The sequence below is a fragment of the Chryseobacterium sp. HMWF035 genome (assembly GCF_003094695.1).
GTDB classification, from domain to species: domain Bacteria; phylum Bacteroidota; class Bacteroidia; order Flavobacteriales; family Weeksellaceae; genus Chryseobacterium; species Chryseobacterium gambrini.
Map to the genome: position 1 here is coordinate 1 of NZ_QEHP01000051.1, position 11,668 is coordinate 11,668.

The following is an 11,668-nucleotide window of genomic DNA, read 5'->3' on the forward strand; positions in this document are numbered from 1 at the left end:
CTTTATGACTGATCATTAAAAATATTCGCAAAGATACTAAAATTTTATTTTAAAAAATAATCAAAGTACAGAGATACAGTAATTTGATTCACCAATTGGGGATTGAAAATGAATTATTTTCAATGTTTACAGATGATTACGATGGGATACATATTTTTACATTCGAATGTTAAAATTATATTAAAATTTTTACAGGTTTAAAAAGTTCATTTTACAGCTTATGCAAAAATGGATTTATTTCTTCTTTAGCCGTATTATTTTCTAAGCTAAATGTTGCGTAATCTACTGTCCTAAATAAACAAAAATATAGGCAGATAAATATTTTGGCTGAAGATTAAGCGGTGTACCGGATCCTCCTGTAAAAACCGAGAATGTATGGGTATGTGCTCCTGCCGATGAGGTGGTAGAAGTAGTAGAATCATTATCCACAACCGTTTTGGTACTTCCTGCCTCAACACTGTTTACCGTTCCGCTGGCTCTGTCGTTATAAGTGTGGTTATGAGCTCCGGTGCTTGAAGTTGTTGCATTATAAGTAACATTCGGAAGGTTTGCCTGTGTAAGTACAACTGATGTGTTTCCACCCGCGGCTCCTAAGGTCTCAGAAGCTGATTTTGCTTTCAGATATCTGTCTGCACTGTTGGGAAGTGATGATGAAAAACCTAATGAGGATGCAGCAGATTGCGCAGAAACAGATAAGGTGGAAATTGCTCTTCCGTCCAGAAGATACCATCCGTCATGATCGGTTACCACACTGCTGTATTTTATATCTCCTACAGTAGGAGTCTGTACTTCCATTTTATTCCATGATGTTCCGTCATTGTAATAAATTCCCGGGGTTACACTTGTAAGAGTGGTTGCTGTGGAAGTATTGGTGTTATAAACCGTCATTCCTGCAATATGACCCGGTAACGGACTCGGATTGTCTGTTGTTACCAGTGAGACTTTCGGCATCAAAAGGCCTTTATTGTTATTTTGAGAATAAAGTTCAAGCTGTGCATTGGGATTCGGGGTTGGATTGCCGGAGGTTCCGTTGGTGATTAAAACCTGGGCATCAGAAGAAGAAGCGACAGAAGTCAGTATGACAGCGAAAATTAATTTTTTCATTATTTAAAATTATTTGTGTTATTTTCCGAGATAAATAAAATACTGTACAACCAAATGTTTTGGATATTGCGTGATCGGCGTATTCGTTCCACCACTCGCAACAGAAATAGTATGACTGTGATCTCCTGCGGCTGCGGTAGTCCTTGTTTCCGTATCAATTGTTCTTGTAGTATTGATGCTTCCCGCATTATAGTTCCAGTAGTTGACTCCTCGATTGGTATAGCTGTGAGTATGCGCTCCTGAAGATGCCGTAGTTCCTGTAATATTTACATTGGGAAGATTAGCCTGTGCAATGGAATAAGAATTGCTTCCTCCCGTTGCAGCGATGGCTTCGGATGTATTTTTGCCCTTTAAAATTCGGTCATTTGAACTAGGAAGGGTAGTGCTGAAGCCTAAAGCGACCGCATTGGTCTGGCTTACTGCCGGTAAAGTAGAAACAGTACGTCCGTTCAGCAGATACCATCCGTCATGATCTGCAGTTGCCATGCTGGATTTTATATCTCCTACTTTAGGAAGATCATTGTTGGTAGACATCAGTACCCACTTTGTTCCGTCGTTGTAATATAATCCCGGAATTACATTATTGGGAGCTGTTCCGGCAGTTGCTGTATTGTAAACCCACATTCCTTCTACATTGCTTCCAAAAGGGGTAGCAGAGATTGTTGATGTTAAGGCTACGCTATTCATAAGAAGACCTTTATTGGTACTGCTCAGCTCTAAAACAGCAGAGCTGGAAGGATTATTTATTCCTATTCCAACTTGTGCTTTATGAGCGGTGAAAAAAAATAATGCGATATAAGGGTATAAAAATTTAGCTTTCATATTAACTTCCTAGATAAATAAATACATTAGTAACGATGTTGTTTGGCTGTAAAGCTACAGGCTGGCTGCTTCCCAGCGTAAAACTTAATGTGTGGGTATGATTGCCATCTGTAGTCGTGGTATCATTTACACTGGAATTATCAGAAATCGGATTGTTGGTTCCTGATACGACACCGTTTGTTGTAGAATTTAAAGGATTGTCTGTATACGTATGCGTATGATTTCCTGTAGTATTGGTTACTCCTGTGAAATTCACATTGGGTAAATTAGCCTGCGTTAAAGTAAAAGTATCGCTTCCCGATGCCGCTGCAAGATTGTCTGTTCCGCTTGTGTTTTTAAGAAAACGGTCCGTAGCATCAGGCAGATTGACAGTAAAGCCTAAAGCAGTTGCTCTTGCTCTGGGATTGGCAGATAAAGTACTTATCGCTCTGCCGTTAAGAAGATACCATCCCTTATGATCAGCGGTTTGAAATCCGTTTTTAATGTCTCCTACTTTGGGTGTTTTTGTGGATAATTTTACCCAGCCTGTTCCTGTATTGTAATATAATCCGGGAGTAACGTTGTTAGGAGAAGTTCCTGCCGTCGCGGTGTTGTACACAATCATTCCCGAAACATGAGCACTCATCGGAGCCGCTAATGTGGTGGACTGAAGAGCAATTCTGGTAAGCAGGAAACCTTTGTTGTTGGATGAATTTTCAAGTTGTAAAATACTTTCAGAATTAACTGTTCCGGAGGAATTTGAAATTTTTACCTGAGCATTAGACTGAAAAGAAGTGAATAGAATTAATACAATAATCCCATTCGCTTTAAAATATTTCCTCATAGCATTTGTTTGAAATAATTTTTGTGTTATTTTTTGCAAATGTATGAAAAAAATATATTTTACTGTCAATTGAAAATCAACGCTGTAATCAGGAATATTTATCTATAAAGAATAGTCTTTACATATTTCCTTTATTCATGGCAGATTATACAGCATATTTTATAACAGATTATGAATTTAATACAATATTAATTTTTTCTTAACATAAAAAAGCACGCTTAAAAAAGCGTGCGGGTGAATATGTAATGTTTATTATTTGAGAACCTTATGCTTCACAAGCCGTGCAGGTAACAAAATTTACCATCATTTCTTTAGAAACAGAAGAACTTCTTTGATAATAAAGGGTTTTTACGCCTTTTTTCCATGCTTCGATATAAAGATAGTTCACATCTTTTACCGGCATTGTAGAAGGGATCTGCAGATTCAGAGACTGCGCCTGATCAATGTATTGTTGTCTTTGGGCTGCCTGAGAAATAATCTCCATCGGAGAGATTTCCTTGAATGTTTTAAACACTGCTTTCTCTTCATCCGTTAACTCCTTCAAATGTTGTACCGAACCGTGATTCAACATGATCGTTCTCCACGTTTCTTCGTTATCAAGCCCTTTTTCCTCCAGTAATTTTGCAAGATATTTATTCTTACGCATGAAGTTTCCTTTCGCAAGACCTGCTTTATAATAATTCGAAGCAAACGGTTCGATTCCCGGAGAAGTCTGTCCTAAAATCGCCGAACTTGACGTTGTAGGCGCAATAGCCATGGTTGTCGTATTTCTTAATCCGTAACCTTTCAGCAATTCCGGCTCTCCGTAAATATTGGCAAGCTCTCTTGAAGCCTGTTCTGCCTGTTCTTTAATTCTTCTGAACGCTCTTGCATTAAATTGTGTAGCCTCAAAACTTTCAAAAGGAATCATGTTTTTCTGAAGGTAAGAATGATATCCTAAAACTCCTAAACCAAGCGCTCTGTGACGCATTGCGAAGTTTCTTGCGCCCTGAAGATAATAATTTCCTTCCGTTTTGTCGATAAATTCAGATAAAACAGCATCCAGAAAGTAGATCGCTAATTTCACCGCGTCTGTATCTTTCCATTCATCATACAATTCTAAGTTCATGGAAGATAAACAGCAGATGAAAGACTCTTCTCTTGTAGAAGGAAGCATGATTTCAGAACAAAGATTACTTGCATTTACAGTAAGTCCTAAGTCTTTGTAAACCTGTGGTTTATTTCTGTTAACGTTATCCGTAAAGAAAATATAAGGAAGCCCTTTTTGCTGGCGGCTTTCCAGTACTCTTGCCCAGACTTTACGCTTTTCCATATCGCCATCGATCATATCCTGCATCCAGTAATCCGGAACGCAAACTCCCGTAAATAAATTCTGGATCGGACTTCCGATGTCTTTGATGGACAAAAATTCTTCAATATCTCCGTGGTCGATGTCTAAATAAGCTGCAAAAGCCCCTCTTCTTACGCCACCCTGAGAAACAACGTCCATTGCTGTATCAAAAAGCTTCATGAAAGAAACCGCTCCCGAAGATTTTCCATTGTCGGTAACCGCAGTTCCTCTGTTACGAAGTTCCCCGAAATATCCTGAAGTTCCGCCTCCGATTTTGGTCTGCATGATGACTTCGCCCATTTTGTGGGTAATTCCCTCAATGCTGTCCGGAATGTGAACGTTGAAACACGAAATAGGAAGACCTCTCTGTGTTCCCATATTTGCCCAAACAGGAGATGAGAAACTGATCCATCCTTTCGTGATCATTTCCTTGAAAGCAGGCTGAAGTTCCGGCTTGTATAATCTTTTGGCAGCAGCAGTGGTAATCCTGTCGATGGCTCCGTCTACAGTTTCACCCTTTAGCAAATAACCTCTGTTCAGCATTTGCTCAGACTCTTCATTGAGCCACCATATGTTGTTGTTTTGTTCTTCCATTGTTGTTGTATATTTTCGAATTCCCGAGCGGTTTGAAGGCTCAGGAATTTTGTTTACTTATATTGATTGTAATTTTTTGTCATTCTGAGGAACGAAGAATCTTTTCAGTAATTTTTCTCTTCTGGTTATTCTTAATTATTTTAAATTTTAACCATTAAGATTTTGGTTTAGAATTTAAGACTATTAAGGAATTATTATTTTTAGATGCTTCGACAGGCTCAGCATGACATAACGCTAATACTATCTGTTTCGACGCTCGCTTCGCTCGCGCTTTTAATCAACTTAAAATTTAAAACAAATCGTTCGCAGTAATACTCTTATCGTGCTTTGTATAATCTACCGGTCTTTTAGCGAAGAAATCGTCCATAGAATTGGCGAAAACTTCCTCTTCGAACCAAACCATCGGTCTGTACTGTTCCGGAGTTACGTTGTATCTTGTTTTCATGTTGATCTTCTTTAAACTGTCGTCTACGCGGTATTTCATGAAGTTTAATAAATCTTCTTTAGAAACGTTGTCGATTTCACCCAGTTCAAAGATCCAGCTTAAAATATCACCTTCTCTTTCGATCGATTCATCAACCAAAGTATAAATATCTTCGATATCGCTGTCTGTTAAAAGATCTGGCTGTTCTTCTCTGATTTTGTTGATTAGGAAAATTCCTGCATTGGCATGGATCTGCTCATCTACGGAAGTCCATGCGATGATGTTGGAAACATTTTTCATAAACCCTTTAAATCTTGTGAAAGAAAGAATAATGGCAAATTGTGAGAAAAGAGAAACGTTTTCTACCAGAATACTGAAAAGCAACAATGCAGAAACATATTCTTTCGGCGTTGCGGAATTCGCGTGTCTTAAGGCATTTCCTAAAAATTCAATTCTGCTTTTTACGGCAGGAATTTCAACTACGTTAAGGAACTCATCGTTATATCCCAAAACTTCCAATAATCGGGAATACGCTTCCGAGTGACGGAATTCGCATTCTGCAAAAGTCGCTCCCAAACCATTCAGCTCAGGCTTTGGAAGGTGAGTGTACAGATTTCCCCAGAATGTCTTTACAGACACCTCAATCTGTGCAATGGCTAAAAGTGCATTTTTTACAGCGTGTTTTTCGTGCGGCTCCAACTGCGAATGAAAATCCTGAACATCTGCAGTAAAGTCCACTTCGGAATGTACCCAGAACGATTTGTTGATTGCCTCTACAAATTGAAGAACCTCAGGGTATTCAAATGGCTTGTAACTTACTCTTTTATCAAAAATTCCCATATTAAAAATGTCTTAAAAAATTAAAATAAATAGATCAATGTGGATAACGTTCAAAAAATAATCAATATTCTGATTTGGTGTAACTTATGTGTGAAAGTTATTAACCACGGAAGCGATTTATTTTTTGATCTGTGCAAGTACAAAGTTCGAAAAAAAGAACTGTAATAAAAAGGGCGAAACACTAATTCGTTGAGTTTTAGCCTTAAAAGTTTTCCACATTTACATGAAAGCCCCTTAAATATTGACTTACAAAGTATTATGTTAACAAAAACGTGATTATAGGCAGAATTTAATTAAACAAAAAAATAAAAAGTGCTTTGAATAAAGAGTTTATCTGTTAAACAATTAATTAAATAAAGATTTTTTCAATATTCGTAACAAATTAAAAATTCTGTCTACTTATTGGGTATAAAAAACATACACCGCTTAATGTTAGTAATTCAGGATTTACATAAATCATACGATACCGGAAAAAGTAAGCTGCACGTTCTCAAGGGAATTAATCTTACGATTTCCGAAGGCGAATTTGTATCCATCATGGGAAGTTCGGGTTCAGGGAAATCCACACTTCTTAATATTATTGGTATTCTCGATGAAAAAGATTCCGGAACGTATGAGCTGGACGGAGTTCCTATTGAACATCTGTCTGAAGTAAAAGCTGCCGAGTACAGAAGTAAGTTTCTGGGATTTATTTTCCAGTCCTTCAATCTTATCGGCTACAAAACAGCTTTAGATAATGTCGCACTTCCGTTGTATTATCAGAATGTTCCGCGAAAAGAGCGAAATCAGAAAGCCATGGAATATCTGGAAAAAGTAGGGTTGGCTCAGTGGGCAAATCATTTACCGAACGAGCTTTCCGGAGGACAGAAACAGAGAGTTGCCATCGCAAGAGCTTTGATTACCAATCCGAAAGTGGTTCTTGCCGATGAACCGACCGGAGCATTGGATTCCAAAACCACGCATGACATTATGAAACTGCTTCAGGATATTAATAATGAAGGAAGAACCATCATCGTAGTTACCCACGAACCCGATGTAGCAGCGCAGACAAAAAGAAATGTTATTCTCCGCGACGGAATTATTGAAAGTGATGAGTTTATTAAGCAGATTATCTTATAAGTGAATAGTGAAAGGTCAGTTTTGCTTCGCAAGTGAATTTTTTAGAGTGACAAAACTGATAATTGACATAAAAACAAACAACACAAATGAATACGAAAAAAAGAGAAAATGTTTTTAAATCTGAATCATTACAATCTTGATGCTTACAAATCCGCCAGAGAATTAAGGATTGAATGCTATAAAATTCTTCCTAAACTTCCGGAAAGCGAAAGGTTTAATTTAACAGATCAAATAAGAAGAGCTTCAACTTCAGTAGTCTTAAATATTACGGAAGGCTGTTCAAGAAAATCTGAATCGGAAAGAAAAAGATATTTCGAAATAGCAAGAGGATCTGTAATAGAATTAGACTCATGTTTTGATATGATTGTGGAAAGCAGTTATGCAAAAATTGAAGATCTTGACAAAATTGGAAAATTAATAAAGACATCATTTATATTATTAAGTGGAATGATTAAAAAGTGAATAATCAATTAAAAATTGACATAAAATAATTGACTTCGGAGAAAATTCACAGGGAAGCTATTCACTTTTACAAAGTAAAAAACAAAAAATATGTTCGATTTAGATCGTTGGCAGGAAATATTCAGTTCCATTCGCAGTAATGTATTGCGAACGGTACTTTCCGGCTTTACTGTGGCTTTGGGATTATTTATTTTCATTGTTCTTTTCGGAATCGGAACAGGGCTCCAAAATGCTTTTACACAGGGTTTTGCGAGAGATGCCCAGAACCTTATTTCCATTGTAACAGGAAAAACAACGATTGCTTACAACGGTCTGCAATCCGATCGTCTCGTTACAATGAATAATGATGACTACGATTTTCTGGTGAATGTTGATAAAGAAAAAGTAGGAAGCTCTACGCCGAGATATACCTCGAATTTGCTGGTAAAATATGGCAAAGAAAGCGGGAATTATCAGATTAACGGGGCAAAACCCGAAGAGCAGATCATCGAAAACCGAAAAATGCTGGAAGGTCGCTATCTTACCCCGACCGATCTGGAAAGAAAGCAGAACGTTGCCGTAATCGGAAGAATGGTGCAGCGTGACCTTATAAAAAACGGAAGCCCGGTTGGGAAAGAGCTAAATATCAACGGAACCATGTTTAAAGTGGTCGGGGTTTTCTCAGACGACGGCGGAGACTGGGACGAAAGACACATTACCGTGCCGATTACTACTTTGCAGCAAATGAAAAAAGGCTCAGACACCGTAAGCATCAATTATATTGCGTATAGCGATAAATTAACTCCGGAACAGGCAATTAAATATGGGGACGAATTAAAATCAAGACTGAAAGCCCGAAAAAATGTAGCTCCCGATGACGAAAACGGAATCAGAGTCTGGAACAACGCCCAGAATATGAACGACACTTTTGCTTTCATGGCAGTACTTACAGGAATTGTAGGTTTCATCGGATTGGGAACTTTGGCAGCAGGAATTATCGGGATCAGTAACATCATGGTGTACATCGTAAAAGAAAGAACCAAAGAAATAGGAGTCCGTAAAGCAATTGGTGCAAAACCAAAAAGCATCGTTGCGCTTATCGTTCAGGAAAGTGTGGTGATTACCGTAATTTCAGGATTAATAGGAGTGGGACTCGGCGTTCTGGCTTTATATTTAATCGGAGATAATCTGGAAGAATACTTCATTAAAAATCCGAGTGTAGGATGGGGACACATCATAGCCGCATTCATTGCACTGGTGTTTTCAGGACTAATTGCAGGATTCGTTCCCGCGTACAGAGCCTCAAAAATCAAACCTATTGAAGCATTGAGAACGGAATGATGAAAAAAAGTGAATGGTCAATAATGAATAGGGAATTTGCCTAGCAAGAGAATTTAATCTCAAAAAAATTGACTATGGATTCGCAGAGATTGACCATTGATAGTATTAAAGAAATTGACATTAAGAAATGAACATTATATTTAAAAAAGATACTTGGCAGGAAATTTATTATTCCTTGAGAAATAATAAGCTTCGTACCTTCCTTACCATGATTGGAGTAGGTTGGGGTATGTTTTTGTATGTAAGTTTGCTGGGTGCTGCAAAAGGGATGGAAAATGGTTTCGATAAGCTGTTTTCAGGTTTTGCCACCAATTCTATTTTCCTTTGGGCGCAGAATACATCCATTCCTTATGACGGTTTCCCGAAAGGAAGACAGATGCATCTTAAACTTTCGGATATCGATATTTTAAAAAGAAAAATCACCGACATTGATTATATATCGCCTCAGAACTCAAGAGGAAGCTTTACCGGAACACCCGGAGAATTAATGTCCAGAAATGGAAAAAGCGGAACCTATTCTTTAACGGGAGATTATCCGGTAGGAAATAAAATTTCAGAAAAAAAACTGATCTTCGGAAGATATCTCAACGATGCCGATATTTCCGGAAATAAAAATGTAGCGGTAATAGGAGAAGAGATTTACAAGAACTTTTTCGATTCCAAAAAGAACGAAAATCCTTTGGGGAAATCAATCAATATTAAAGGCATTTTTTTCAACGTAATCGGAGTATTCAGGATCAAAAAAAACGGAGGTTTTGAAAACGATCAGTCGGTTTTTATTCCACTTTCCACTTACACAAAAATGTACAATGCAGCAGATAACATTGATATGTTCGCGATTGTAAGCAAACCGAATGTAGATGTAAACTCTGTAGAAGAAAAAGTAAAACAGGAGCTTAAGGCCAAAAATAAAGTTTCGCCGGATGATACCAATGCCTTCGGAAGTTTTAATTTAGGTAAAGAATTTAAAAAACTGACGGGTTTCTTATCCGGAATGCAGTTGTTAACCATTATTGTAGGAACCTTAACCATTCTTGCCGGAGTTATTGCCATTTCCAACATTCTTTTAATTACGGTAAAAGAAAGAACCAAAGAAATCGGGATTCGAAGAGCTTTAGGAGCAAAACCTTCAGAAGTAAGAAACCAGATTCTTCTGGAAAGCGTTGTCATTACACTCTCTTCCGGATTGCTCGGCTTTATTTTCGGGATTTTTGTTCTGATGATTCTCGATATAGCCACAAAAGGACAGGATTCCTTCCCATTCTACAATCCTACAGTTAACTACGGAAACGTATTTGCTGCGATGGCAGTGATGGTGGTTTTAGGATTAATTATCGGAATGATTCCCGCGCAGAGAGCTGTTAAAATCAGACCAATTGAAGCTTTAAGAACCGAATAAAAATAATTTAAATAAAAAAATAAACTATATATGAAAAAGAAATTCACTTGGAAAAAAGCCATTTATATCATTTTGGGGCTTTTGTTTGCAGTGGCGCTGTTCTCGGGGATCGGGTATCTTGTAAAGTCCAATTCTAAAGAGAGTGAGGCTTTCCTTACCAGAAAACCGTCTGTTCAGAATATGGAAGATAAAGTGATGGCAACAGGAAAAATCGTTCCTAAAGAAGAAATTGAAATCAAACCCAATATTGCCGGAATTATAGATAAAATTTTGGTAGACGAAGGAGATAAAGTGGAAGTGGGGCAGCTAATTGCAACCGTAAGAATCGTTCCGAATCTTTCTGAGGTTAATAATGCACAGCAAAATGTTAATAATCAGCAACTTCAGATCAGTAATGCAAAACTGAATGTGGATAATATGCGCAAACAGTTTGAAATGCAGGAAAGACTTTACAAGCAGGGAGTCGCTTCCAAGCAGGAATTTCTGAATGCACAGCAGCAGTTGTATTCTACACAACAGGCTTTGAGAAACGCACAACAGCAATTAGTGACCGCTCAGAAAGCTTTGCAGATCGCAAAAACAGGATCTACCCCAGAATTACAAGGTTTGGCAACAACCCAGATCCGTTCAAAAGCTTCAGGAACCGTTCTTGAAGTACCCGTGAAAATGGGAAGCCAGGTTATCGAAGCCAACTCATTCAACGCCGGGACAACCATCTGTTCCATTGCAGATCTGAACTCTTTGATCTTTCAGGGAGAAATCGATGAAGCTCAGGCTGGAAAATTAAAGCAGGGGATGGATATGAATATCGTGATCGGTGCACTTCAGAACAAAACATTTCCGGGAAGATTAACCATGATTGCACCTAAAGGAAAAGATAACAGTGGTACAATTAAATTTCCTGTTGAAGGAGATGTTTTTAATCCCAATAACGAATACATCCGAGCTGGGTTTTCTGCCAACGGAGAAATTGTTCTGAACTCTCAGAAAAACGCTTTGCTTTTGGATGAATCTTTAGTACAGTACGAAAAGAAAAATGGAAAAGATCTTCCTTTCGTGGAAGTGAAGCAGAAAGAAGGTAAATTCAAGAAAGCGTATGTGAAGTTGGGAGCAAGTGATGGAATCAATGTTCAGATTTTATCAGGAATTGATAAAAATGCAGACGTAAAAGTTTGGAATCCTTCCGATAAAGACAAAGAAGAGCTAAAAGAAAAAGCTAAAAAATAGTAAACTGACACTATAAATTTTTTAAACTGTACATCCCGGGAAACTTTCTCGGGATTTTTTATTATTACTATTATATATAAAAGGATCGAGTCACTATCATCTATAAATTTTAAGCATAGCTAAACGCAGTCTGATGTAAGATGTATATATATAATACGTATTTTTCTCCATTTTACACTTTATGAGAATGCCTTAGGTTAAAAT

Annotated in this window: 10 protein-coding genes; 5 read left to right on the top strand and 5 right to left on the bottom strand. The window is 37.7% G+C overall.

Translation table 11 applies throughout. The annotated features are described in order from the left end of the window. Positions 1-282: 282 nt before the first annotated feature. From DD829_RS08425 to DD829_RS08445, 5 genes are all read right to left on the bottom strand, one after another. On the bottom strand, positions 283-1,104 hold the full coding sequence (locus DD829_RS08425) for a hypothetical protein (RefSeq protein ID WP_108410356.1): 822 nt from the start codon (positions 1,102-1,104) through the stop codon (positions 283-285). Positions 1,105-1,122: 18 nt separating this feature from the next. Further along, positions 1,123-1,926, bottom strand: coding sequence for a hypothetical protein (locus tag DD829_RS08430; RefSeq protein WP_108410355.1), 804 nt, complete (start codon positions 1,924-1,926; stop codon positions 1,123-1,125). Between the two features lies 1 nt (position 1,927). Continuing rightward, positions 1,928-2,749: a hypothetical protein gene (locus DD829_RS08435; RefSeq protein ID WP_108410354.1), complete on the bottom strand. Its 822-nt coding sequence runs from the start codon at positions 2,747-2,749 to the stop codon at positions 1,928-1,930. A 265-nt stretch (positions 2,750-3,014) separates the two neighbouring features. After that, on the bottom strand, positions 3,015-4,694 hold the full coding sequence (locus tag DD829_RS08440; protein ID WP_256038072.1) for a ribonucleoside-diphosphate reductase subunit alpha: 1,680 nt from the start codon (positions 4,692-4,694) through the stop codon (positions 3,015-3,017). A gap of 268 nt (positions 4,695-4,962) precedes the next feature. Further along, complete coding sequence (locus tag DD829_RS08445; RefSeq protein ID WP_076395970.1) at positions 4,963-5,937, bottom strand: ribonucleotide-diphosphate reductase subunit beta; 975 nt, start codon at positions 5,935-5,937, stop codon at positions 4,963-4,965. 429 nt (positions 5,938-6,366) lie between these two features. On the opposite strand from DD829_RS08445, the gene DD829_RS08450 reads away from it, so the two are divergent. From DD829_RS08450 to DD829_RS08470, 5 genes are all read left to right on the top strand, one after another. Next, positions 6,367-7,056 (top strand): ABC transporter ATP-binding protein, encoded by a 690-nt coding sequence (locus DD829_RS08450; RefSeq protein WP_108411580.1) that lies wholly within the window; start codon positions 6,367-6,369, stop codon positions 7,054-7,056. Positions 7,057-7,164: 108 nt separating this feature from the next. Then, complete coding sequence (locus tag DD829_RS08455; RefSeq protein WP_108411579.1) at positions 7,165-7,518, top strand: four helix bundle protein; 354 nt, start codon at positions 7,165-7,167, stop codon at positions 7,516-7,518. A gap of 90 nt (positions 7,519-7,608) precedes the next feature. Further along, entirely contained in the window at positions 7,609-8,838 is a 1,230-nt protein-coding gene (locus DD829_RS08460; protein WP_108411578.1) for an ABC transporter permease, read from the top strand. Positions 8,839-8,965: 127 nt separating this feature from the next. Further along, positions 8,966-10,237, top strand: a complete 1,272-nt coding sequence (locus tag DD829_RS08465) for an ABC transporter permease (protein WP_087705869.1) — start codon at positions 8,966-8,968, stop codon at positions 10,235-10,237. Between the two features lie 30 nt (positions 10,238-10,267). Continuing rightward, entirely contained in the window at positions 10,268-11,464 is a 1,197-nt protein-coding gene (locus DD829_RS08470) for an efflux RND transporter periplasmic adaptor subunit (RefSeq protein ID WP_108411266.1), read from the top strand. Positions 11,465-11,668 lie beyond the last annotated feature (204 nt).

What these genes read in the sequence shown, in the direction of transcription:
- DD829_RS08425 (WP_108410356.1), bottom strand. Translation starts at nt 1,104, where the DNA reads ATGAAAAAATTAATTTTCGCTGTCATACTGACTTCTGTCGCTTCTTCT.
- DD829_RS08430 (WP_108410355.1), bottom strand. Translation starts at nt 1,926, where the DNA reads ATGAAAGCTAAATTTTTATACCCTTATATCGCATTATTTTTTTTCACC.
- DD829_RS08435 (WP_108410354.1), bottom strand. Translation starts at nt 2,749, where the DNA reads ATGAGGAAATATTTTAAAGCGAATGGGATTATTGTATTAATTCTATTC.
- DD829_RS08445 (WP_076395970.1), bottom strand. Translation starts at nt 5,937, where the DNA reads ATGGGAATTTTTGATAAAAGAGTAAGTTACAAGCCATTTGAATACCCT.
- DD829_RS08450 (WP_108411580.1), top strand. Translation starts at nt 6,367, where the DNA reads ATGTTAGTAATTCAGGATTTACATAAATCATACGATACCGGAAAAAGT.
- DD829_RS08455 (WP_108411579.1), top strand. Translation starts at nt 7,165, where the DNA reads ATGTTTTTAAATCTGAATCATTACAATCTTGATGCTTACAAATCCGCC.
- DD829_RS08460 (WP_108411578.1), top strand. Translation starts at nt 7,609, where the DNA reads ATGTTCGATTTAGATCGTTGGCAGGAAATATTCAGTTCCATTCGCAGT.
- DD829_RS08465 (WP_087705869.1), top strand. Translation starts at nt 8,966, where the DNA reads ATGAACATTATATTTAAAAAAGATACTTGGCAGGAAATTTATTATTCC.
- DD829_RS08470 (WP_108411266.1), top strand. Translation starts at nt 10,268, where the DNA reads ATGAAAAAGAAATTCACTTGGAAAAAAGCCATTTATATCATTTTGGGG.